The organism is Bradyrhizobium sp. USDA 4461 (assembly GCF_054055655.1).
Genome location: NZ_JBSRXM010000001.1, coordinates 1,384,990 through 1,407,208 on the forward strand (window position 1 = coordinate 1,384,990; position 22,219 = coordinate 1,407,208).

The window sequence follows — 22,219 nt, forward strand, 5'->3', positions numbered from 1 at the left end:
AGCCGTGGGCTTAGTACGCTTTTGCCTAGTCGCTGACTTCAGCCGAAAACGAAGCGCAAAGCGTGATAGGCCCCGACAACAACAAATGCCGTCAAGGCAAGTGCAAACATAACGCGCCAAAGGTCATTCGATTTCCGTTGAAAGTCGAATTGGTTGATCATTTTGCCTTGGATCTGCATAGAGTGAACAAGTCGCCAAATAGCACGAGTCGGATACGCCTGCCCTAACATGATGTATGCGATGCTCGCTATTTATGGCTAACCTCCAGCCGTATTGGTGTCCCTACAGCGGGGAATCCCTAAAGCTTTTGCTTCGATAGCCATGGAGCCACTCGGTCGCTCTCTTTCGAAGCAGTTTGTATCATTCAAGGACCTAGGTGGCACCAGGGGTAATCCGCAGGAAGTGACAGGTTGCACACCGAAGCGTTCGGATAGCCAAGTCGGCAAGCGGCACTGAACCGGACTTCACACGAGAACGAGTCTCGTGGATGAGTTCCTTGTGGCTGCAGCGCTGAGCCTATACATGTAGAACGATGTCAACGCCTCGATGCCTATTCCTCCAGCTTCTCGATCCATGACAAGATGGCTTGACCGATCTGCCGCCCTGAATCTTCCTGCAAAAAGTGCGAACCAGGAACTGTAATCTCCGTTTGATTAGGCCAAGTGCGGCAGAACTCCCTCACCCTTCCGATTAGGATTGCTCCGGGATCGGCGTTGACAAATAGCTTGGGCACCAGATTTTGAGACATCCACTTCGCATACCTTGAGGCGAGCGCCGCTACCTCAGGCGGCGCGTCGGCGATCGGTATCTGTCGGGGCCACGTCAACATTGGCCAGCGATCTTCCCGGATCAAGAAGGGTCGTCGGTACTCAGCCATCTCTTGCTCTGTGAGCTTTCTGAGCACTGATCCCGGCAGTACGCGCTCTATAAATAGATTGCGATCGAGGATCATGCTTTCGCCTTTGTCCGATCGGAACCCCTGGAATATTGAAGCCGCTTCCGCGTTCCACTCTGACCAATCCTCAAAAGGACGGACGATGGCTTCCATGTAGGCGATGCCACGAACCATACCGCGGTTTCGATTAGCCCAATGGAAGCCCAGTGCCGAGCCCCAGTCATGGACGACTAGTACGACCGGCTTCGACGATCCAACTACTTGTTCAATAAATGCGTCTAGATACCGCGAGTGCGTCAAGAACGTATAGGTTTCAGGTCCCGCATCTGACAGCTTACCAGAGTCCCCCATTCCGATTAGGTCGGGGACGATTACGCGACCGGCCGATGCAACCTCAGGGATCACGTCGCGCCATAGATAAGACGATGTGGGGTTTCCATGAAGAAACAGCAGCGGATTCCCTGTACCCACTTCATGGTAAGCCATCCGAGCACCAAGGACGTCGACAAAGCGCTTCTGCAATTGGTGACTCGTCATAACCGACCCAAGGACATATTTTTGTTTAAGTTTCGATGATTCCGAGAAATCACACCTTTGGAATCTGCAACTTGCCGAGCGCCGAGCGAAGATCAGCTAGCGAATGCTGCCTGACGTACTGGCGAAGAAAAATATGCCAGGCATCTACCCGTCGAACATCTCCGACCGTCGTCAGCCCGGCTCGTAATAGAGCATTTTTTAGTCGGATCGGAACGGCCAGCGAACTCACGTGTATGCGATTCGGCAAGTCGGGGGCTGGGTCCACAAAGTCGGGCTTGCGGTGAGCTCGCATTCCACAAGTATAAAGTCTTGGCGCCCTGACGCTTTCACCGTCCAGTATACAGTCTAGGTGAAGCGCAGATTGCCTATTACCCCATCGCTTTGAGCGAGCAGAAGACGGCTGCCACATAAATTAATGGAGGCAGCCGCAACCGCCTCAACATCGCGTGGCTTTTCAAGCGCTGCACGTCGTACGCTGTGGCAACTAGCTCTTCATTTCTTTGAAGTTGCCTTTCCGCGAGATTTCCTTGTGGCCCTCTTTTTCGGCGCGGAGCTGCGTTCTGTCTTTTCCCCCTTCATAAATCCGCGTTGTGTGATCATTGCCTTATCGTAGAGCTTGCCGAGTTTCAGAAGCAACACGGCCTGCGATGATACCGCTAATCTCTTGAAGTTTTCAATTAGATGAGTTTCGGGGCGCTTCTTTGCCTTCCTCACCTTCTTCGCCATCGTCGGTTCCTAATCAAGGCTAGGCGGGACTGAAGCGCTTTGTTGATTGAAGCGCTTTGGACGTAAATGGCTCCCGGCCTCGAGCCGAGAGCCCTTCCCAGCGTTTGTGGTTCGGCGAACTAGTGATGCCAGAACAGGGCAATAGTCAGAATGAAAGGCAACGGCCCACCAAGCAGCCAAAGGATAGCGCCCTTTCCGGAATCCTTGATGTCGTCTTTGATAGTGCGCTGACAACTCGGTAGCGACAGGAAAGTTCCGCAACCGGAACGGCCGCCACCTTCGACTTTTCTGCTGGATGTGAAATTAGATCGGCGATTGCGATCGATGTCAGCAGAGAACAGTACGCCGGCTGTTGCCTCGGCGCCAGCTTGCTTCGGCTTACGCTTTCTGCTGCTTCACTTGAAGATAAGCGGCATCAAAATCCGCCAGCTCTTCGAGAGCCCTTCGGTTCGGTAGCGACACCTTCTCCCCGCGCCACTTCAATAGCCGGCGCTTCCTCAGCGCCTGCAACGTTCTATTAGTATGGACCGTCGACAAGCCACAAGCCGATCCAATATCGCCCTGAGTAAACGGGAGAACAAAGCTGTCTCGGTCAAGAAGCCCGACGAATTCAAGGCGAACGGCAAGCTCGCATAACAACTGAGCGACACGATGAATTGCGTCCATCGCACCAAGGTTGCCCACCCAATGCCGGAAGATGGCCGCATCAATGAGTGTTTCGCGCCAAAACGTGTGCACCAAAGAGGGGCATTTCTCAAATAGCGACCTCAAAGCAGCATGAGGGACCGTTGCCACAATGCTTTGCCCCCCACTAATCAAGTCATGATCCATGATCGGCAGGTACAGCGTCATGAGATCAGGTATGTCGCCCGGCACATGCATGGACAATATCTGACTTCGATCGCCGACAATTTTTTGCCGATAAAGAAAGCCGCTTATGACGGCAACACAATTCAACGCCCTGTCGCCTTCCTTCAGAATGCTTTCGCGGTCGCTAAGCGTCCTAACTGTATGCGGGAGTGCATTGAGTACCGCGCTCTCATCATCCGAGAGCCCGGACACGGCTTTCAAGCGCGAGATTAGCCGTTGGTGCATCGCTGGATCAGCTAACTGTTAGGATCACGCTGGCCCGGCCAACTGGACGCGTGCCGTCTCTGATACTGATGGTCAAGCTGAATTCGTGACCGGCCCGAGCCTCGTCAAAAGCAGCATCGCCGACGGCAGCCAACGCCTTCACGCGCGCCGCGTCAAGGTCTTCCAGCTCTTCCCCTACCTCGTCAGTCGTGGCGTCGCCATCTGATGGGTGGTAATCAAAAAAGAAGCGCGTCATGAAGCCGTAACACGCGATTTCGGGACCGGTTCCTACAGACAGCCGCAGGTGTTGTGGAGCCTGGGTTTTGTCTCCATTCTCCTACCCGGACACATTGGCCGGCGCCGCTCGCGGCTCGGCCCCGTTCGAAGAATTTTCGGTCATCCTCCGCTCCTCACGTCAGGACAGGTTGTACCGGCGCACTTCCCCCGCATTCATGCTCAGCGCAGCTGCATGTTCTACATCGCGCCGTCCTTGAATGAGTGCAACGGTCCACCCCTCCGCAACGGCGTCTAGAACTCGTTCTAGGGCTTGCTCCCGTGAGGTCGCAGCGAGCCAAATTCGACGCCGCCGCTGTCCTTTCACCCGCACCAAATGACGTCCTCACATGCATGAAGAGTAAAGGCGGTGTAGTCGGGATGGTTACTAAGAACTTCGGCTCTCAACGGCGAGACCCTGATAACGGTGGCGCGCGCGAACCGGGTAGGAGGGCCTTTCTCGAAGCAGCGGGGTCCGTGGAGCGGACCACATCGATTGGCTATGTACACTTTTGGACATATGCGGCATTGAATCGGGTGTTCAGCACAAGGGGGGCAGGTACGTCGAGCATGCGAGCTCATGTCTTGCGCTTTCGTGGGAACCGACGACGAGTTTGAGGATTGAGGAGCCTCCAGACTCCCGCCACCGAATACAAAGATGAAAATCTTTTCCTGCCAGTCCTGCAGAAACGTCCTCTATTTCGAGAACCGAACGTGCGGTCGCTGCGGTCACAGGTTGGGATACGATCCTGACACCGACGCCCTAGTCTCACTGGAGACCGACGGCGCGGCATTTCGCTCCGTGGGTGGCGGCGCCAGGCGCCTCTTCTGCGACAACGCCAACCTGGACGCTTGCAATTGGCTCGTCCCCACGTGCCAAGGAAGCGGCTTCTGCGTGGCTTGCCGGCATAACGGCACGATTCCGGATCTTTCCGTGACGCACAACTTGGCCCTCTGGCGCAAGCTAGAGGTGGCCAAGCATCGCCTGCTCTACTCGCTGCTCCGCTGGGGGCTGCCGCTGCGGACCCGCCATGAAGATCCCGCCCATGGGCTAATCTTCAACTTCCTCGCCGATACTCCTGCGGCCAAGGTAATGACCGGCCATGAAAACGGGGTCATCACCATCGCTTTGTCAGAAGCGGACGAGATCGAGCGAGAGCGGCGCCGCATAGAGTTGGGCGAGCCATATCGCACCTTGCTCGGCCATTTCAGGCACGAAGTGGGGCATCACTATTGGGACTTACTCGTCCGCGACGGCGGCGAGCTCGAAGCGAACCGCCTGCTCTTCGGCGACGATTCTCAAGACTATCAATCGGCGCTCGAACGACATTATCACGACGGCCCGCCGTCCGACTGGCGAGACCGCTACGTATCGGCCTATGCGTCGGTCCATCCGTGGGAGGACTTCGCCGAGACGTGGGCCCACTACCTCCACATAGTCGATACACTAGAAATGGCTGGGAACTTCGGCATCCAAGTGGCTCCCACCGGCGTTGCGTCCGAGGGACTGGCCGCTAGGATCGATTTCAATCCCTACACCATTTCTGATTTTGACCGCGTCGTAGCTTCCTGGCTCCCGTTCGTCTTTGCCATGAACAGTGTGAACCGGGCGATTGGACTGAACGACCTGTACCCGTTCATGCTTGCGCCTGCCGTGATTGCCAAGCTGGCGTTCGTTCATCGGCTAATTCAAAAGAGACGGGCAACGATCAGCCCGCAGCCGTCCGAGCGCTAGCGCCGCGTTTCATCCGTAGGAACGTCGCCAATCTCAGAGTGTTCTGAGAGTCTCAATTTCTACGAGGTATCGCGGAGGAGCGAGCATGGCTGAGAAACACCTGAACGAACTGTTTTTAGACACCCTTAAAGACATCTACTACGCGGAAAAGCAGATCTACAAGGCGCTCCCGAAGATGGCGAAGGCAGCCAATTCGGACGAGCTTCGCGCCGCCTTCGAGAAGCACCACGACGAGACCGAAGGACAGATCGACCGCCTTGAGCAGATCTTTGAATCGCTGGGCAAGGCCGCTCGCGGCAAGAAGTGCGACGCCATCGAAGGGATTCTCGACGAAGGCAAGGAAATCATGGACGAGTACGCGGACACGCCCGCCCTAGACGCCGGCCTGTTGGCCGCGGCACAGGCCGTCGAGCACTACGAGATATCCAGATATGGCACGCTCAAAACTTGGGCTGACAAGCTCGGCCACAAGGACGTGGTCAAGCTTCTCGACCAGACCCTGGCCGAGGAAAAGAAGACCGACGACGCGTTGAGCAAGCTTGCCGTATCGGCCATCAACGCCGAAGCGGCTTGACGGCATCGACTGTGGCCTTCTGGGGGACCGTCAGTGGCGGCCCCCTCGTCTTTCTGCCGGTGCTGCCCACGTTGGGAACTCCAACCGTAGCAATCCCGTTATCCCTCGCGAGGCTGCGGGGGGATCGATGGACAAGCATACAACGGACACGTTGGCACGGGCGGCGCAGTGGCTCAACCGAACCACTATACGCGAAGGCAAGCCATTTCCGCTTGGCGCGACTTGGGACGGCCTCGGCGTCAATTTCGCACTATTCTCCGCGAACGCGACAAAGGTTGAACTTTGTCTCTTCGACGCACGAGGCGAGCGAGAGCTCGAACGCATCGAATTGCCTGAGTATACCGACGAGGTATGGCATGGCTATCTGCCGTCGGCTCGTCCCGGGACGGTTTATGGCTATCGTGTTCACGGGCCCTTCGATCCCGACGCCGGACACCGCTTCAACCCGAACAAGCTCGTCATTGACCCGTACGCCAAGCAGCTGGTGGGCCAGCTGAAGTGGGGACCGGGGCTGTTCGCCTATAGGTTTGATCATCCGGACAAGGACAAATCCTTCGACGACAGCGACAGCGCTCCCCTTATACAGAAGTGCCGTGTTATCGACCCGGCCTTCACTTGGGGGTCGGCGCGAAAGCCCGAGACGCCGTGGGAGCGCACAATCTTCTACGAGATGCACGTCAAAGGCTTCACTAAGCTCCACTTGCTCGTTCCTGAGACGGAGCGAGGTACGTTTGCCGGATTGGCTAACTCGCAGGTTCCCGGCTATCTGCGCTCCCTAGGGGTGACGAGCGCCGAATTGCTACCCATCCATGCCTTCGTCGACGACAGTTATCTTGTCGATAAAGGACTACGAAACTATTGGGGCTACAATTCGCTGGCTTTCTTCGCGCCAGAGCCACGCTATCTCCAGACTGGCCTGGCGACCGAATTCAAGACGATGGTGAACCAATTCCATGCCGCCGGCATCGAGGTAATCCTTGACGTCGTTTACAATCACACGGCCGAAGGCAACGAACTCGGGCCGACGCTTTCGTTTAAAGGCATAGACAATGCTAGCTACTATCGGCTGCTGCCAGATAACAAGCGTTACTACATAAACGACACCGGCACCGGCAACACTGTCAACCTCTCCCATCAGCGGGTCCTGCAGCTGGTAGCGGATTCGCTGCGTTATTGGGCCACCGAGATGCGCGTCGACGGCTTCCGCTTCGACTTGGCGACCATCCTCGGCCGCGAGCCCTACGGCTTTGACGAGGGGGGCGGCTTTCTCGATTCATGTCGGCAGGACCCGGTGCTTTCGAGCGTAAAGCTCATCGCGGAACCGTGGGATATAGGCCCGGGCGGCTACCAAGTTGGCCAATTCCCGCCTGGCTGGGCGGAATGGAACGACAAGTTCAGAGATACGACACGAGGTTTCTGGAAGGGCGACGAAGGCGTACTGCCGGATTTCGCTAAAAGGATCTCAGGTTCGGGTGACCTCTTCAACAAACGCGGCCGGAAGCCGTGGGCGAGCGTGAATTTCGTTACGGCTCACGATGGCTTCAACCTCAACGATCTCGTCTCCTACAACGACAAGCACAACGAGGCCAACGGTGAAGACAACCGCGACGGCCATTCGAACAATCACTCGTGGAACCACGGCGTCGAAGGACCGACCGACGACCCCGAAATTCTGGCATTGCGCGAAAGACAGAAGCGCAACCTTCTCGCCACCATGCTGCTGTCGCACGGGACACCGATGCTGCTAGCCGGCGACGAATTTGGGCACTCTCAGGGCGGCAACAATAACGCCTACGCGCAGGATAATGAGACCACTTGGCTCGATTGGCTTGCCATCGATCAGCAGGGTCGTGCACTCCGTGACTTTACTAAGAAACTGATCGCCGTGCGGAAAGCTTTCCCCGTCCTATCCCGCGGACGCTTCATTATTGGAACCTATAATGAAGGCTTGGAGGTCAAGGACGTTACCTGGCTCTCGCCAACGGGCGAAGAAATGACGCAGGAGCAGTGGGACGACGCCAACGCGAAATGCTTCGGAATGCTGCTGGACGGGCGAGCGCAGGTGTCCGGTATTCTGCGTCGGGGGGAGGATACGACGGTCTTACTCCTCTATAACTCGCATTTCGACGTTGTGAAGTTCACCCTCCCAGCCGTGCCCGAGGGCCTGCACTGGGAGGGACTTGTCGACACCAATCAGCCCAACGCAGAGGTATCCAGCTTTTCTTTTGGGACGGTCTACGAGCTGACCGGCCGCTCCCTTGTCGCCTTTGGTCTAGCCACTTCCGCAGCGCCCACATCGCTGCTCCGAAGGCCGGACCATGGTCCGGCCTGGAGCACCTGAGTATTCGGCTGCTTGTCGGCAGAAGCTGGTGACGTCGAAACAAGGTCCTTCTCCGTCCGCTTGTCACCGAGACCTGGCAGCGAATGCTGTGATACTCGACACAATAATTGTAATCGGTGAGACCGCCACCAACAAAACGAAGTCCGCCTCTGCTTGTGGCGGCTGCTCATAGGGTCGACCGGAGCTAAGACTGCTCTGCGTCAATTCCCCCTCAAGTTTGCCGAGGGCGCCGCTCTCCGACGTCTGCCTTACGAGGTAACGTAGATCTCGCACTTTCTGGCACGTCTTCAATAGATGTCGCGAGACATGCGCTAGAGTTTGCGAATTGGGTAGCGCCTTGGTCCAACTAAAAGCAAGCAATCCATCGACTAAAGGCTCTTGTCAGAAACGAGATCCTTGCTCCATGTGTATCGTGCCTCATTCTGCCGCCGTGCTTGCGGCGGCACACCGGCTTCTCTGCCTCGCCCAAGTCCTCGCTAGGAGCTGGCGCTCATCAGGCGAGCATCACCTGCAGCCTGACGATATCGTTGAGTGAACCGAAGCAACCATCCGACGAAATAGCCAGCGCTAATTCCGGAGATGACGGCATCGAGCGGATAAAGGACTTGCCGATCGTAAAGACCGTAGGCCAACGCAATCCCGATCGAATATTTCGCAAAAAACAGGATCATGTTGCGAGCCAGCGGAACCACAGATCCCTCGAGATAGACCCGCCCGCGAGCAGGATCTGGCTGCATGCTGCCCAGATTGGTACCGAACCAAGCCAGGAGCGCCGCAACGAGTGCTGAGGTCCCCCAATAGAAAGGCAATGACGTCGATGCATCTAGCCTCAGCAATAGGCCGTACATGCCCCACGCGATGAAAACGACCGGCACTATGAGAAGCCTCCACACTTCAACGGTGCGCGGTCGCAAGGAAAGCGCACCAAGGATCAGCAGGACGGCGAAAAGTGCGTAAACCCAAGTGGGCGTGTGCTGAAGAATTGTGGCGAGATTTAGCATTTGCTAGTTTCCCAGGCGATAATGAAAGCAGGCATCGAAGATTCCTCTGCGGAAGAGCCTGCATCTGCCGCTGGTACCTACCAGTACCACATAACAAAGGTATATGGTACGTAGTAGTACCTGACAAGGGGGGGGGCCTTGAGTACAAGGAAAAAGACGGTGCAGGTTCGAGAGCGCGACGGAGATATCCGCGAGCGCGTGCTTTTCGCCGGCTTCGAAGCGTTAAAGGAGTTGGGCTTCGACGGCGCAAGCACTCTGGAAATCGCGACGCGGGCTAAAGTCTCAAAGCGAGAACTATACGCGCTTTTCAAGGACAAGCAGTCGATCGCGGTCGAATGCATCAAGTGGCGTGCCCAGCAGATGCAGCTGCCACTTGAACTCCCGCGGCCCACAGATCGGCAAACATTGTTAGCGGTACTGATTAAGTTTGGAGCCGTGCTCGTTTCAGGAGTGTGCGACCCGAATGTCTTGGCTGTATTTCGGTTCGCCATTTCGGAGTTTCAGCGAGCGCCTGAGATTGCTCAAGCCTTGAATGAACGCGGCCGAGAGCCAAGCCGTAAAAAGCTCATTGAATTGATCAAGAATGCTCAAGAGAGCGGTCTGCTGTTGCCCGCTCCGCCTGCAGAGATCTGCGAGTTTTTCTTCTCGGTGCTGTGGGGCGACCTGCAGATCCGGCTGTTGATGGGCCTAGCGAAACCACCCACGAAGGCAGAAATTGATCAGCGGGCAAAACAGGCCACCGAACGTCTGATGGCAGCCTACGCGAAGTCGGCCTAGAAGGCGAAGGAGGGCTATTGCGGAGGGCGGCGTCCCCTCCAATTGCGGTACGCGGTAAACCTTAGGCCGCGGTTTAGCCGGCATAAGGTGACGTGGACGTATACTCGCCGGTCCATTGCCATTTGGTACCATTCAGTACCATTCTTCTCGCACTTAGAAGCCAACCCGCGAGGAGAGCCATGCGATTCATCGGTCCAGAACAGATGCCATCCCTCTTACCGGCCGAGGAGGCGCCCGTCGTCTCCCCGATCCCCACTCAGATCGTGTCAAGCGATGAATACATGCCCGCACGCCAGACAGATCAACAAAAGGAAGTTGAGACAAAGCTGCATCAGCTCGGCGAGACGGTAGCATCGAAGCACGGAATGAGCCGCCGGCGGTTCTTCCAAACGGCGGCGGGACTTGCGGCGTCGTATTACGTAATGAATCAGGTCTACGGAAATATCTTCGAGGCCAGCGCCGCCGAAGCGACCAACCTTGACATTGCAGCTGATCGTTCGAAGAGTCTTAAAGGACAGATGATCTTCGACGCACACACGCACTTCATCCGAGACGATCCGAGCCCGCTGTTGGCAGATCCCAACCGTACGGGCGGCTTCATGTGGCAGCGGTCGTTGGCGGCCAAACTTGGGTGGGACAAGGGCATGCCGAAGCGAGCTGCAACACCTGAAGATCTCAAGTTCGACAACTTCTTCAAGGAGATCTATCTCGATAGCGATACGAAGGTCGCGCTTCTGACCAACGCACCTTCAGATGCACCGGAAGACTGGCTCTTGCCGCAAGAGGCCGTTTTCAAAGCTCGCGATCGGATCAATACCGAGGCAGGTTCGAGGCGAATGCTAGCTCACTACACGATCACGCCTGGACAAGCTGGCTGGCTCGAGGGTGTCGACAAGGCGATCGAGGTACATAAGCCGGACGGTTGGAAGGGCTATACCATCGGCGACGTCGTAATTGCTCACGGTGGGCACTATGCTTACAAGCTCGACGACGAAAAGCTCATGTATCCCTTCTATGAGCGAATTGCCCGAGCAGGCATCAAGAATGTCTGTATTCACAAAGGTCTTTTCCCGCGTGCGGCCGAGCAGGCAATGCCTCACCTCACCGCTCATGCTGCGGTCGGCGACGTTGGCAAGGCAGCCAAAGATTGGCCACAACTCAACTTTGTGATCTACCATTCCGGATACCGTCATCTGGGCGGAGACCCTTCGGAAGGACTCAGCGAATGGCGCCAGACCGGACGTTTGCCGTGGCTCACTGACCTTTCCGAAATACCCGAGAAACACGGCGTGACCAATGTCTACGGCGATCTGGGAGCCATTTTTGCCTGGACCGTCATTGCTCAACCGACAATCGCGGCTGCAATGCTTGGGACGCTGGTAAGAGGCCTCGGCGCCGATCATGTGATTTGGGGAACAGATTCGGTCTGGACAGGATCACCGCAATGGCAGATCGAAGCGATGCGGCGACTGGAAATTCCCGAAGAAATGCAGAAGCAGCATAACTTCAAGCCGCTTGGCGCGGCCGACGGGCCGGTGAAGAATGGCATCTTGGGTGAGAACGGTCTTCGTATCTTCGGCTACAACAAGAAAGCCGAGTATGACTCGAATGATCGTTTTGCTCTAATGAAGAGCGAGTATGAGCAGCTCGGCTACTACCGCAGCAATCTTCGCTATGGATACATTACAAAGCCAGCTTAAGAACCGAAGGGTATGCCGCGGGGCAGCTACTCCGAGCTCCGCGGCATATCGCGATTGTCTACCACTAACAAGCTATTGCCCAGCCTGGCGAGGCGCGTAGCTCGCGCACGCTTAGCCGTTGATGACATCAAGTCAAATGCGGCGAATGCGTTTTGCAGGTCAGAGTCGCGCTCAAGCACATCTTTCGGAACAGAGCCACGCAATTGATCAACAATTGAAGATGCGAGATCCCGCACCCCCGCTGCGATAAGCGCGCCCTCGCTTGCACCATTATCGAGACCGGAGACAGCGTTTTGGGCCGATATGCTACACATCAGCTGAAGCGCCGTGAACCGGCCCAATAGCAGCGCATTTTCTTCCGAGTGTGCTACGAGCTTGGCCGCGCGCTTTATCATCCACTGGACAAATCCCGCGGTCCCCGCGGCCACAACAACATCCTCAACATCTCGGAATGGTTCGGCCATCGAGCGGTATGCATCTCGTGAATCGCCCAAACGATGGCATGCCGAAACTTCGCAGTGGTTGAGGATCAATTCCGCATGGCTCGCGGGAGCGAGCAGTCCGCCCAAATCCATGCGCTTAACTTCCAGTCCAGGCGTTGTGCGAGGAACTAAGAAAAGCCCGAACGATTTGCGGCCTTCTTGTACCGACGTTACACCAAGGACCAGGAAGACGTCGGCATGGCCGCCATTTGTAACCCATGTCTTTTTGCCGGTGAGGACGTACTTATTTCCTTTTTGTGAGGCACTCGTAGCTAGGTATTTCGGATGGGCACCGGCGCCGGGCTCAGAGATCGCAATCGCGGGCCAGGCTTTGCCATCACGAAATCGCGGCAGCCAAACGTCCTTTTGTTTGTCAGAGCCAAAACCTAGAATGAAGAAGCGGGCGACGAGCTGTCGAACCGAAAACAGCATGCCATATCCGGGCAAGCCTGCTTCGGACAAAATGACTTCGTCTGCGCTCGCAATCGCCGCGTAACTGTCAAGCTCTCGCGAGCCGCCAAGTAGACCGACCTGAGTCAGACCAGTTAGTGCGAGGCCCTCAACTGAGCGGTCGCCTCTTATCCAATCGAGAGCTCGAGATTTTGCTTCGCTTATCACGGCGACATCCATTCTTATTTGGCTAGAGAGCTCTGGTCGCTAGCATTAGGATCCCTGGGCATGGTCCGACTAAACGAGGGGCGCTCGGCTAGTTTGTCGAACCACGAGGCGAGATTCGGGCACCTACGACGCCATCTTGTTTCGGGGAAGCGAAAATCCAGATACCCGATTCCGCAACCAAGCGTGATTTGAAAAAGATTAAGGGTCCCCTGGCCTATGGACGGCGCTTGAAGCTCATAGGCGTCCAATACGCTCCACACCTTTTCCCACTGGCCGTGGATCCATCCCTCCCAACGCTTGTCTGGGGGACGGAGCCAGGTCTCATACCTGATCGATATCAGAGCTTCGCAAACCCCATTGGCGATTGCGACATCGGACAAGAGGCGACACCGTAGATAGCTTGCGGGAGGCAAAAGCCGGCTCCGACCATCGAGCCAATCTAGGTACTCGCAGATAACGTTGGAATCCACCAGCACTTCTCCGCGATCGAGGATCAGAGCCGGAATTTTTCCAAGCGGATTAGCTTGCTTCGGAGAGGTTGGAGCGTCTTTGCCAGGTACTGCCTCAGCGTATCGCAGCTGTATTCGATCACCGAGATCCAACTCAAGCGAGGCAATTCGAACTTTGCGGGCGAATGGAGATTGAGGCGCATACATCAGCTTCATAAGGGCTCCCAGGTCGTTCCGCTTCACTACCCTCGGTGCCGCAGCGCAAAGTAAACTATAGAGTCTACTTTGACTAACTTCGTAACCAACGCGTTGAATCGTTACACAAGTCGGTGTACTGTTGACCGACTCCAGGGACGGTCGAGTGACCTCATGGTTTGGACGATAGGTATTCCATCGGGCGACGAGCTTCGCGCTCTAAAGAAAGATCAGCTCGTCAGGGCAGCGGCACGCTATTTCTCACGGTTCGGCTACCATCGAACGAACTTAGCCGAGGTGGCGCAGGCGCTTCACCTGAGCAAGTCTGCCATCTACCACTACTTTCCAGATAAGCAGTCCCTCCTCGGTGAATGCGCTAGATGGGCACATGACAGCCTAGTCGCGCTCCCATACAGCCGGGAATCCTCCGCACTAGAGCGCCTTCGCGCGCTTTGCACCGACTACGGTGACGTTCTGGCCGAAAATGAGCTTGGCTTCGTCGTCTTTTGTGAGCTGTCCGAGCTGTCGAGTTCCGACAGAGCCTATGTCCTGCGTTGCCGCAAGGCGGTCGAAGGCCGCTTCAGAGACCTCTTGATAGAGGCTACATCATCCGGAGAGCTAACCGAAGGCAATCCAAAGCTCCGCGCCATGATGCTCTTCGGGGCACTCAACTGGATATGCAAATGGTACAGGCCAGACGGCGAATTTCGGGCGCGAGAGATCGCAACAACTTTCTTCGACGAATGGATCAAAGGGGGTGGGCTGCCACAGACGCAGCCCGCGAGCCCTCCAAAGCGTCGGGCTGGTCGGGCTAAGGTGGGTGTACGAGCGGAGGCGGCGCGATGAAGTATCGCCTACCTCCACTCAATTCTTTACGTCTATTTGAAGCATCCGCGCGCCTTCATAGCTTCAAGAGCGCTGCAGACGAGTTGGCGCTCACTCCTAGCGCGGTCAGTCATGGCGTAATGAGCCTTGAGGAATGGCTCGGCGTCCCTCTCTTTGACCGAACACCGAAGGGCCTCGTGCTTTCACGGGCGGGAGAGCGCTTTTACCCAGCGGTTTGCCAAGCTCTAGAATTGCTCTCGAGGAGCAGCGCTGAGATCAACAGATGGGGAGACGGCGACCAGTTGATCGTCACGGCCGCCCCCACATTTGCCGCACGTTGGCTGCTGCCGCGACTTCGCGAATTTCGGGCTAATAACCCGATCATCAAGGTATTGCTTGACACGGCGACGACCCACTCCGACGTCGCTAACGGAGAAGTAGATTTAGCGATCAGACTTGGCCGCGGTGAATGGCCTGGGCTGTTTGCCGAGCTCTTGATGGACCAACTTCTTGTCCCAGTGTGTAACCCGCGCCTTGCTTCACAGATGGAGCAGTTGGACCTTATCGATCGCGCCACATTGATCCATGTGGACACTGCCAGTGTCGATTGGGAAGCCTGGGTGCGCCTCACCGGCCGGCCGGATATCGATGTATCAAAGGGGCTTCATTTCGATACATTGGAGATGGCGTTTCAAGCGGCCGCCGAGGGATTAGGTGTCGCGCTCGGACGAAAGCCCCTCGTTGATCCTGAACTGAGCAGTGGTCGATTGGTTGAAATCTGGAATGCGCCAGTTCCTAGCGACATGGGTTATTGGCTGGTCTGTTCAGAGAAGAACGAGCGACGTAAACCGGTCCGACTGTTCCGAGAGTGGATAAAGGCAGAGATTAAGCGACCTGGGTTGCTGGACGCGAGTTTAGTCCATCGGGAAGGTGATCTAGATCGCGCGTTGCCGGGGGACGCCGATGGCTAAGCTCGGTCGCACGGGAACGAAGGGCACGTCGCGGACCACAGGCCAGAGAATGCCGCCCCTTTCCTCCCTGCGCGTGTTTGAAGCGGCTGCGCGACACGGGAGCTTTCGTGACGCAGGAGCCGAGCTCGGAATGACAGGCAGTGCGGTCAGCCATGCCGTCGATGCCCTTGAGAAGGCCATTGGCGTGGAGTTGTTCCTGCGCGGTCCCCGGGGCGTCTCACTGACATCCGCGGGGACAGACTACTTGCCATATATCTCAGAAGCTCTGTCGTTGATCGCGGCTGGGCTCTCACACATCACCCTCTCTGAGCGCGACGCCCAGGTCAGGGTCCGGGCTGAGCCCGACTTCACGAGATTGTTCTTACTGCCGCGCATCCACCTTTTTCGGGAGCGGCACCCACAGATCCAGGTAAGTATTGCTAGTTCTTCGGAACCTACCGAGGCTGCAACAGAAGATTTTGATCTGGCCATTCGGCACGGAAAGGGCAGCTGGCCGCAAGCGTCTGCAACACTCCTCTTCAAGGAGTGCTTGGTCCCGGTTGCGTCCGAATCTTACCTCAGAAGCGTGCGGACACCAGGTGGGTTGCTGGATTGGAGCCGGGTGACCTTCATACACACGTCGGCGTTTCCCTCGGATTGGCGCACCTGGGCCGAAGGCACAGGGCAATCATTAGAATTCCGGCAAGACGCTGCGTTTGACAAGTTACAGCTAGCTGTTCGAGCTGCAGCTACGGGGTTAGGTATAGCCATGGGACGCGTTCCGCTGTCACTGCTTAGTACGTCGACCGGTCATGCCCCCGTTCAGCCCGCCCATCCTGCGCGCGTTTCAATCGAAGAAGGATATTGGTTGTTAGAAACTGCTGAGGGTACCAGGAGACGCGCCGCCCAGACTTTTCGTGAGTGGTTGTTAGATGTCAGTTCGTCGGAAAGAGCCTCGTCCGAGACATGCGGGCGCATTGCCGCGCCTTAGGTCGCGTACCCATAAATCCGCCATATCGGCTCTCCCTCTAAAATCGGACATCGCCCGGTGACCACGGCATCTCGGCTTTGAGCCACAAGCTGACATCAGCTCCGCAATGCGAAGGGCCACCACTTCCCCTGCGTAATAACTACGTAACGCCGAAAAGATGCGTTTTTTCTTACTGCTGCAGTGTCACTTGCACCGCGAAGTAGCCAGCCCATAAACATTAATCCGATCACCGCGCCAACAAGTTCACTTGCCATGAAGCCGGGAAGATCGATTGGACGAATACCTGAGAACGTGTTGGTCAGAGAGCGCGCGATCGCAACCGCCGGATTGGCGAAAGAAGTAGAGGCGGTGAACCAGTATGCGGCTGTGATGTAAAGGCCGATCAGCCAAGGCACAGCCGACCGGTCAAAGCGGACGCCAGAAAGGATGGTGGCGACCAAGCCGAAGGCGGCGATGGCTTCAGCCAACCACTGCGCTTTCGGTTCGTACTTTCATGGAGAATTCGAACAGCGGCATGCCAAACATCGCATGTGCGATCACGGTCCCAGCGATTCCGCCCAAAATTTGCACGACCACGTAGCGGGCCACCCCGCCCGCCGGGAGATCGCCCTTTAGTGCCATCACGAGCGAAACCGCCGGATTGAAATGCGCTCCCGAGACCGGACCGAGCATAGAAATCAGCACCACGAGAATAGCGCCGGTCGGCAGTGCGTTGCAGAGCAGCTGCAGTGCCACGTCCTTTGTCAGGGTCTCCGCCATGATGCCCCGCCGACGACAGTCGAGACAAGCAAGGCGGTGCCCAGCAGTTCAGCCGCCAGCCGCCGCAGCAAATCGAATTCGGACATCAACCGGCCTTTCCTCGCTCGATCGTAGTGCCGTCCATGCGGCCGATGTCGCGCAGCCACGTGCCGAGGACAGCGAGTCGATGCTGGCGAAAGGCAGGCTGGCTGGCAAAGGCCGCTATCCGGCTTTTCAGGTAGCGGAATGCTTGGACGAAAGCCGCTTCCTTTTGAAGGTCGGTGCCCTCGACGGCGGCGGGGTCCCCGATTCCCCAATGCGCCGTCATGGGCTGCCCCGGCCATATCGGGCAAGCCTCCCCCGCGGCGTCGTCGCAAACCGTGAAGACGAATCCATCACCGGCGCGTCAGCCCGCGCAAATTCCTCCCAGCTCTTCGACCGAAAGATCCTCTACTGGACTCTACTGGATAGTCCATGTGGCGCAAAACCTTGATCGCGAGGGGCTTGTCCGCTCCCTGGGGGCTGGCTTCCAGCCGGGAACGATTTGAAGCGCCCACGGCGGCCTTCCTTGCGCAGGATCGACTCCGCGAGAATCGAGCGCGCGGTAGTGCCGGTGCAGAGAAACAGAACGTCAAACGTGCGATCGGACATTGGCTTTTCCTTCCGCTTCGGTGGGCAACAAGGCGTGATGCATTCAATTAATGGCGCACAGATTTCCGGTCGTTCGTCGCAGCAGTCGTTGACGAGAAACGACATCACGGCCTGAAAGCGGGCCAGATCGGCGCGATAGATGATTGAACGGCTGATCCGGCGCGCTGTGACCAGCCCCGCCCGCGACAGGACCGACAAGTGCGCTGACATCGTGTTCTGCGGGACGGCCAGTGCCTTTGCGATCTCGCCGGCGGCAAGCCCCTCGGGCTCGCGCTTGACCAACAGCCGGAAAACGTCGAGCCGAGTGGCTTGCGCCAGCGCGGCCATTGAGATGATAGCGGGTTTTATTTTGATATATCTAAATTTATGGATGTATGTTCGACGCGCCAATCGGAAACGAATGTTATATTTCGATTATTCTAGAAATTCCGTTGACGAACGCCTCGACTCGAATTACATTGCAAATCATGAACCTAGATGACGCTGCCGCCCATCTCGAAGCCCTCGGCAATCCGACCCGGCTGAAAATCTACCGCACGCTGATCCGCGCGGGCGGACCCGGCATGCCGGTTGGACGTCTGCAGGACAGGCTGAAGATCGCGCCGTCCACCCTGTCCCATCACATTAAGGCGCTCGTGGTGGCAGGGCTGGTAACGCAGGTGCGCGAAGCGACGACGCTGGTCTGTCACGCCAACTACGGCGTCATGCGTGAACTCGTCGCCTACCTTGTCGCCGAGTGCTGCGCCGAGTCTTCTGAAAGTGGAGACGCCAAGAATGCGGCATGACATTGCCCTGTCTTTAATTTCGATGTTTCTGGTACTATGGGAGAAGCGATTTGAGCGAGCCCAAAACTGTCGCCATAGTCGGAGCCGGCCCCGTTGGCCTTGCTGCGGCGTGCCACGTCCTCGAACGCGGGATGAAGCCGATCGTTCTGGAAGCCGGTGATAAGATTGGCCATTCGGTTCGGCAATGGGCACACGTCCAGCTGTTTTCGCCTTGGGAATACAGCATCGATCGCGCGGCGGAGCGGCTGCTTCAGCCTACGGGATGGAATTCACCGGACCCAAAGCAGTACCCCACCGGCGCGCAACTGGTGGAGCGCTACCTCGAACCGCTCGCCATTCGAACCGCCCTCGCCGCTCATATCCGCACATCGAGTCGCGTCACCGACATCAGCCGCGCAGGCTTAGACAAACTGAAGAGTTCGGGACGCGAGGGCGCCCCATTCGAAATTAGATACCAGAACGGCCGAGGTTCGGAGGTCTTGCGCGCGGATGCAGTGATCGACGTTTCCGGCACGTGGCAGTCGCCCAATCCGGCCGGCGCCAACGGCCTGCCCGCCATCGGCGAAGAGTCTGCAACGAGCCGCGTTTTCTATAGCATGCCTGACGTGCTCGGCAGGGATCGCACGCGATATGCAGGCAAGACGGTTGCCGTGCTCGGCGCGGGACATTCTGCCATCGGCTCCCTGATCGACCTGGCCCAACTCGCGCAACAAGAACCTAACACGCGGCCGCTGTGGCTGCTGCGCGGCAACGACCCCGCGAAAGCATTTGGCGGCGGCGCCAACGACAAGCTGATCGCGCGCGGGGCGTTGGGCGCAGCGTTCGCTCGGCTCGTTGCCGAAGGCAAGATCGGCATCGAACGCCAATTCCGCGTCTCCCATATCGCGCTCGATGGAGCGAACCTTCTTATTGGCGCGGACGATGCGAGACGGCAAGTTATTGTCGATGAACTGATCGTAGCGACCGGCTTTCGGCCGCAGTTCGATTTCTCGCGCGAGCTCCGCATCGAAGTCGATCCGACCGTGGAAAGCCCGGTGCCGCTCGCACCACTGATCGATCCCAATCTGCACAGCTGCGGCACCGTGCGCCCGCATGGCTCGCGCGAGCTGGCGCAACCCGAGCCAGGCTTCTACTTTGCCGGCATGAAGTCGTACGGCCGCGCACCGACATTTCTGATGCTCACCGGTTACGAGCAGGTCCGCTCGATCGCTGCCGAGCTTGCTGGCGACGCGGAAGCGGCGCGACGCGTCGAGCTGAGCTTGCCGGAGACAGGCGTTTGCAGCAGCCCCGCGCCTTCCTTACAGGGAGCAAGCTGCTGCAGCGGAGCCGCAAAGGCCGATGCCTCGGCCTGCGCCACCGCCCACGAGAGCGCGAAAAAGGCAGGCGCCAGCGGCTGCGGGTATTCATGAATGAGGTAGCGCAGGACACCCCGGGACATTTCAGGTCAATTGGCGTCATCCTGGCGCTGGGCACGGCCCAGACCATTGCCTGGGCATCGAGCTATTATCTGCCGGCCATTCTGGCGGCCCCGATCGCGCGCGACCTCGGCATGACACCGACCGTCATTTTCGGAGCGTTGTCCGGTGCGCTTGTTGTCTCGGGATTGCTTGGCCCACAAGTCGGGCACTTCGTCGATACGTCGGGGGGGCGCGGCCTGTTGGCCGTCTCTAACGTGGCCCTCGCTGCCGGCCTGTGGCTGCTCTCGTTCGCTCACGGACCGCTGCTTCTCGGCGCTTCATGGCTTCTGCTTGGGATCGGCATGGGGATGGGTCTCTACGAATCCGCCTTCGCCACGCTGACACGCATCTACGGCAGCGCGGCGCGCTCGTCGATCACCGGCATCACCTTGATCGCAGGTTTTGCCAGCACCGTCGGCTGGCCGATCACGTCCTGGCTCGAGGCGCGCTACGGTTGGCGTGTGGCTTGCGAGGTGTGGGCGACGGTGCATTTGCTGATAGCTGTACCGCTCAATCTGTCTCTGCCTAGCATCACGTCAGCCTCCAAGGCGGCAGCATCGGCATCGAGCAATTTAAGCGCAGTACAGAATGAAACCTCAGCCATGGTCGTCGTCGCCTATGTCTTCGCTGCCACTGGCTTTGTAAGTTCAGGCTTGTCGGCGCTGTTGCCCACGATGCTGGTGCAGTTCGGCGCGACACCGACGGCCGCATTGTTCGCCGGCATGCTGATCGGACCGGCCCAGGTCACGGCGCGCATCGTCGAAGCGGGCTGGCTGGCGCGCTATCATCCCCTGCTCTCAGCGCGGCTCGCGACACTCACCAACCCGATCGGCGTGGTGGTCCTCGCGATCGGAGGACCACTGCTAGCTCCCCTCTTCGCCGTGTTCTATGGAACCGGCAACGGCATCCTCACTATTGCGAGGGGCACGTTGCCGCTGGCCCTGTTTGGCCCGCAGGGATTCGGACGACGCGTCGGCATGATCTCCCTGCCCGCGCGCGCAACCGGCGCGCTGGCGCCGCTCGCCGTCGGCTTTTTGGTGGAAGTCATGGGCACCGGCGCGCTGTGGGTCAGCGCGTTGTTTTCGTTGTCCGCGTTCGGCGCATTGCTGCTGTTGCGCACAGGCAAGACATGAGTGAAACGCCGATCATCTCGCGCGAAAGCCGCCGCTTCGTTTGGGCGATCGTGGCCGCACAAATGCTGGTGCAAATCGGTGCATTCAGCCTGCCGGCGCTGCTCCCGACCTACATCGCTGCCTGGAATCTGTCGAAAACCGAAGCCGGATGGCTGGTCGGCATTTTCTTCGCGGCTTACGTGGTTGCCGTGCCGGTCCTGGTGGCACTCACCGATCGCGTCCCTACGCGCTACGTGTACGCCACCGGCGCCGGCCTTACCGCGATGGCGCATCTCGGCTTTGCCTTTCTTGCCGACGGTTTCTGGTCAGCGCTAATCTTCCGTGCGCTGGCTGGCATGGGCTGGTCCGGTGCCTACATGCCGGGTCTGAAGGCGATCGCCGACACGCTTGAGGGCAACGAGCAGTCGCGCGCGGTTTCAATGCATGCAGCCGGCGTCGGCATCGCAGGCGCCAGCTCATTCGGTATCGCCGGGCTGTTCGCCGCCTGGGTAGGTCCGTCCGCCGCATTTTTGTTCGGCGGCATCGCCGCTCTCATCGCGCTTTTGATCGCATGGGCCGTCATGCCGGACACCACGTCGACGCACACAGTGGCGGCCGACCCTCGCGCTCTGCTCGATTTCCGTCCCATATTTCGCAACCGCCCGGCGATGGCCTGGATCGCTGGCTATACCGTCCATACTTGGGAGATGGCGGCGCTGCGTGCCTGGGGCGTCGCGTTCCTGACTGCCGCCGCGGCACAGGCCGCGCCCCCGTTGTGGCTACCCTCACCGACCGTGTTGCTGTCGATCGCGAATTTCGCCGGTATCGTAGTCTCCGTCTCTGGAAACGAACTGGCGCAGCGCTATGGGCGAATTCGCGTGGTTTCGCTTGCATTCTGCGCGGCCGCATCGTTTGCGCTGGTGACGGGATGGACGCTCGGCACATCGATACTGCTGTCGGCAGCGCTGATCATATTCTGGATGGGGACCATCTTCATCGACAGCGCGGCGCTAACAGCGGGTACCGTCCAAGCAGCCGACCCAAAGCTTCGTGGCACCACGATGGGTCTGCACAGCATGAGCGGCTATGCCGGTGGCTTCATCGGCCCGCTCGGCGTGGGCCTTTCCTTAGATCTTTGCGGAGACAACGCTTTACTCGGCTGGGGGATAGGATTTGGCCACTTGGCAATCGTGACGTTGGTGGGGTTCCTGATCTTGCGACAGCTTCGCGCAAATTAGACCAGTTACTGTTGGGCAAAATGACCGCTTTGGGTCATAGGCTGACTACGCCTGCGCGCAGCGCGGGTGTCGCTGCGCCCTCGAAGACGGACGTC

General features: G+C 58.1%; 19 protein-coding genes and 3 pseudogenes. 12 read left to right on the top strand and 10 right to left on the bottom strand.

The features are described 5' to 3' along the window. Positions 1-550: 550 nt before the first annotated feature. The 4 genes from ACVINW_RS06520 to ACVINW_RS06535 all read right to left on the bottom strand — a co-directional run bounded on the left by ACVINW_RS06520 (position 551) and on the right by ACVINW_RS06535 (position 3,488). Positions 551-1,381 (bottom strand): haloalkane dehalogenase, encoded by an 831-nt coding sequence (locus tag ACVINW_RS06520; RefSeq protein WP_456750537.1) that lies wholly within the window; start codon positions 1,379-1,381, stop codon positions 551-553. Positions 1,382-1,924: 543 nt separating this feature from the next. Further along, the gene (locus ACVINW_RS06525; RefSeq protein WP_456750538.1) at positions 1,925-2,158 is read right to left on the bottom strand and encodes a hypothetical protein; all 234 of its coding nucleotides are present in this window, start codon (positions 2,156-2,158) and stop codon (positions 1,925-1,927) included. A gap of 378 nt (positions 2,159-2,536) precedes the next feature. Continuing rightward, the gene (locus tag ACVINW_RS06530) at positions 2,537-3,220 is read right to left on the bottom strand and encodes a Crp/Fnr family transcriptional regulator (protein ID WP_456756316.1); all 684 of its coding nucleotides are present in this window, start codon (positions 3,218-3,220) and stop codon (positions 2,537-2,539) included. A 40-nt stretch (positions 3,221-3,260) separates the two neighbouring features. After that, the gene (locus tag ACVINW_RS06535; RefSeq protein ID WP_456750539.1) at positions 3,261-3,488 is read right to left on the bottom strand and encodes a DUF6894 family protein; all 228 of its coding nucleotides are present in this window, start codon (positions 3,486-3,488) and stop codon (positions 3,261-3,263) included. 675 nt (positions 3,489-4,163) lie between these two features. Here ACVINW_RS06535 and ACVINW_RS06540 point away from each other — a divergent pair. The 3 genes from ACVINW_RS06540 to glgX all read left to right on the top strand — a co-directional run bounded on the left by ACVINW_RS06540 (position 4,164) and on the right by glgX (position 8,155). Continuing rightward, the gene (locus tag ACVINW_RS06540) at positions 4,164-5,240 is read left to right on the top strand and encodes a zinc-binding metallopeptidase family protein (RefSeq protein WP_456750540.1); all 1,077 of its coding nucleotides are present in this window, start codon (positions 4,164-4,166) and stop codon (positions 5,238-5,240) included. A gap of 85 nt (positions 5,241-5,325) precedes the next feature. After that, complete coding sequence (locus ACVINW_RS06545; RefSeq protein ID WP_456750541.1) at positions 5,326-5,814, top strand: YciE/YciF ferroxidase family protein; 489 nt, start codon at positions 5,326-5,328, stop codon at positions 5,812-5,814. Between the two features lie 127 nt (positions 5,815-5,941). After that, positions 5,942-8,155 carry a glycogen debranching protein GlgX gene (gene glgX / locus ACVINW_RS06550; RefSeq protein ID WP_456750542.1) on the top strand — a complete coding sequence of 738 codons (2,214 nt, stop codon included), beginning with the start codon at positions 5,942-5,944 and terminating at the stop codon, positions 8,153-8,155. 476 nt (positions 8,156-8,631) lie between these two features. On the opposite strand, the gene ACVINW_RS06555 is transcribed toward glgX, so the two are convergent. Next, entirely contained in the window at positions 8,632-9,156 is a 525-nt protein-coding gene (locus tag ACVINW_RS06555) for a DUF6622 family protein (RefSeq protein ID WP_456750543.1), read from the bottom strand. A gap of 159 nt (positions 9,157-9,315) precedes the next feature. Here ACVINW_RS06555 and ACVINW_RS06560 point away from each other — a divergent pair, with 159 nt between their 5' ends. Together ACVINW_RS06560 and ACVINW_RS06565 are read left to right on the top strand one after the other, a co-directional pair. Continuing rightward, positions 9,316-9,933 carry a TetR/AcrR family transcriptional regulator gene (locus ACVINW_RS06560; RefSeq protein WP_456750544.1) on the top strand — a complete coding sequence of 206 codons (618 nt, stop codon included), beginning with the start codon at positions 9,316-9,318 and terminating at the stop codon, positions 9,931-9,933. Between the two features lie 179 nt (positions 9,934-10,112). Beyond that, a complete protein-coding gene (locus tag ACVINW_RS06565; protein ID WP_456750545.1) occupies positions 10,113-11,633 on the top strand; it encodes an amidohydrolase family protein in 1,521 nt (506 codons plus the stop codon). Between the two features lie 26 nt (positions 11,634-11,659). Here the strand turns inward: ACVINW_RS06565 and ACVINW_RS06570 are convergent, their stop codons facing one another. Both ACVINW_RS06570 and ACVINW_RS06575 read right to left on the bottom strand, forming a co-directional pair. After that, positions 11,660-12,745: an acyl-CoA dehydrogenase family protein gene (locus tag ACVINW_RS06570; RefSeq protein WP_456750546.1), complete on the bottom strand. Its 1,086-nt coding sequence runs from the start codon at positions 12,743-12,745 to the stop codon at positions 11,660-11,662. A gap of 2 nt (positions 12,746-12,747) precedes the next feature. Beyond that, positions 12,748-13,398 (bottom strand): glutathione S-transferase N-terminal domain-containing protein, encoded by a 651-nt coding sequence (locus ACVINW_RS06575; protein ID WP_456750547.1) that lies wholly within the window; start codon positions 13,396-13,398, stop codon positions 12,748-12,750. Between the two features lie 153 nt (positions 13,399-13,551). Between ACVINW_RS06575 and ACVINW_RS06580 the strand changes: the two genes are divergently transcribed. The 3 genes from ACVINW_RS06580 to ACVINW_RS06590 are packed head-to-tail and all read left to right on the top strand — an operon-like array spanning position 13,552 to position 16,143. Continuing rightward, entirely contained in the window at positions 13,552-14,223 is a 672-nt protein-coding gene (locus ACVINW_RS06580) for a TetR/AcrR family transcriptional regulator (protein ID WP_456750548.1), read from the top strand. After that, complete coding sequence (gene gcvA / locus ACVINW_RS06585) at positions 14,220-15,173, top strand: transcriptional regulator GcvA (RefSeq protein ID WP_456750549.1); 954 nt, start codon at positions 14,220-14,222, stop codon at positions 15,171-15,173. Before ACVINW_RS06580 ends, gcvA begins: the two co-directional genes overlap by 4 nt. Before the next feature lie 49 nt (positions 15,174-15,222). After that, positions 15,223-16,143 (top strand): LysR substrate-binding domain-containing protein, encoded by a 921-nt coding sequence (locus tag ACVINW_RS06590; RefSeq protein WP_456756317.1) that lies wholly within the window; start codon positions 15,223-15,225, stop codon positions 16,141-16,143. 95 nt (positions 16,144-16,238) lie between these two features. Here ACVINW_RS06590 and ACVINW_RS06595 read toward each other — a convergent pair. The 3 pseudogenes from ACVINW_RS06595 to ACVINW_RS06605 form a co-directional block, all read right to left on the bottom strand. Then, positions 16,239-16,988: pseudogene (locus ACVINW_RS06595) on the bottom strand (aquaporin). Continuing rightward, positions 16,988-17,532, bottom strand: a pseudogene (locus tag ACVINW_RS06600) (arsenate reductase ArsC). Before ACVINW_RS06600 ends, ACVINW_RS06595 begins: the two co-directional pseudogenes overlap by 1 nt. Before the next feature lie 3 nt (positions 17,533-17,535). Beyond that, positions 17,536-17,859: pseudogene (locus ACVINW_RS06605) on the bottom strand (ArsR/SmtB family transcription factor); the annotation flags it as partial. Between the two features lie 140 nt (positions 17,860-17,999). Between ACVINW_RS06605 and ACVINW_RS06610 the strand changes: the two are divergent. From ACVINW_RS06610 to ACVINW_RS06625, 4 genes are read left to right on the top strand one after another with little or no spacing between them, the layout of a single operon-like run. After that, positions 18,000-18,317, top strand: a complete 318-nt coding sequence (locus tag ACVINW_RS06610; protein WP_456756318.1) for an ArsR/SmtB family transcription factor — start codon at positions 18,000-18,002, stop codon at positions 18,315-18,317. Positions 18,318-18,367: 50 nt separating this feature from the next. Then, complete coding sequence (locus ACVINW_RS06615; protein ID WP_456750550.1) at positions 18,368-19,726, top strand: NAD(P)-binding domain-containing protein; 1,359 nt, start codon at positions 18,368-18,370, stop codon at positions 19,724-19,726. Next, on the top strand, positions 19,723-20,907 hold the full coding sequence (locus ACVINW_RS06620; RefSeq protein WP_456750551.1) for an MFS transporter: 1,185 nt from the start codon (positions 19,723-19,725) through the stop codon (positions 20,905-20,907). Before ACVINW_RS06615 ends, ACVINW_RS06620 begins: the two co-directional genes overlap by 4 nt. Next, positions 20,904-22,124 (top strand): MFS transporter, encoded by a 1,221-nt coding sequence (locus ACVINW_RS06625; RefSeq protein WP_456750552.1) that lies wholly within the window; start codon positions 20,904-20,906, stop codon positions 22,122-22,124. Before ACVINW_RS06620 ends, ACVINW_RS06625 begins: the two co-directional genes overlap by 4 nt. Positions 22,125-22,219: the final 95 nt, after the last annotated feature.

Coding starts and splice junctions, on each gene's coding strand:
- ACVINW_RS06520 (WP_456750537.1), bottom strand. CDS start 1,381: ATGGCTTACCATGAAGTGGGTACAGGGAATCCGCTGCTGTTTCTTCAT.
- glgX (WP_456750542.1), top strand. CDS start 5,942: ATGGACAAGCATACAACGGACACGTTGGCACGGGCGGCGCAGTGGCTC.
- ACVINW_RS06625 (WP_456750552.1), top strand. CDS start 20,904: ATGAGTGAAACGCCGATCATCTCGCGCGAAAGCCGCCGCTTCGTTTGG.
- ACVINW_RS06610 (WP_456756318.1), top strand. CDS start 18,000: ATGAACCTAGATGACGCTGCCGCCCATCTCGAAGCCCTCGGCAATCCG.
- ACVINW_RS06565 (WP_456750545.1), top strand. CDS start 10,113: ATGCGATTCATCGGTCCAGAACAGATGCCATCCCTCTTACCGGCCGAG.
- gcvA (WP_456750549.1), top strand. CDS start 14,220: ATGAAGTATCGCCTACCTCCACTCAATTCTTTACGTCTATTTGAAGCA.
- ACVINW_RS06555 (WP_456750543.1), bottom strand. CDS start 9,156: ATGCTAAATCTCGCCACAATTCTTCAGCACACGCCCACTTGGGTTTAC.
- ACVINW_RS06535 (WP_456750539.1), bottom strand. CDS start 3,488: ATGACGCGCTTCTTTTTTGATTACCACCCATCAGATGGCGACGCCACG.
- ACVINW_RS06580 (WP_456750548.1), top strand. CDS start 13,552: ATGGTTTGGACGATAGGTATTCCATCGGGCGACGAGCTTCGCGCTCTA.
- ACVINW_RS06590 (WP_456756317.1), top strand. CDS start 15,223: ATGCCGCCCCTTTCCTCCCTGCGCGTGTTTGAAGCGGCTGCGCGACAC.
- ACVINW_RS06545 (WP_456750541.1), top strand. CDS start 5,326: ATGGCTGAGAAACACCTGAACGAACTGTTTTTAGACACCCTTAAAGAC.
- ACVINW_RS06525 (WP_456750538.1), bottom strand. CDS start 2,158: ATGGCGAAGAAGGTGAGGAAGGCAAAGAAGCGCCCCGAAACTCATCTA.
- ACVINW_RS06575 (WP_456750547.1), bottom strand. CDS start 13,398: ATGAAGCTGATGTATGCGCCTCAATCTCCATTCGCCCGCAAAGTTCGA.
- ACVINW_RS06540 (WP_456750540.1), top strand. CDS start 4,164: ATGAAAATCTTTTCCTGCCAGTCCTGCAGAAACGTCCTCTATTTCGAG.
- ACVINW_RS06620 (WP_456750551.1), top strand. CDS start 19,723: ATGAATGAGGTAGCGCAGGACACCCCGGGACATTTCAGGTCAATTGGC.
- ACVINW_RS06570 (WP_456750546.1), bottom strand. CDS start 12,745: ATGGATGTCGCCGTGATAAGCGAAGCAAAATCTCGAGCTCTCGATTGG.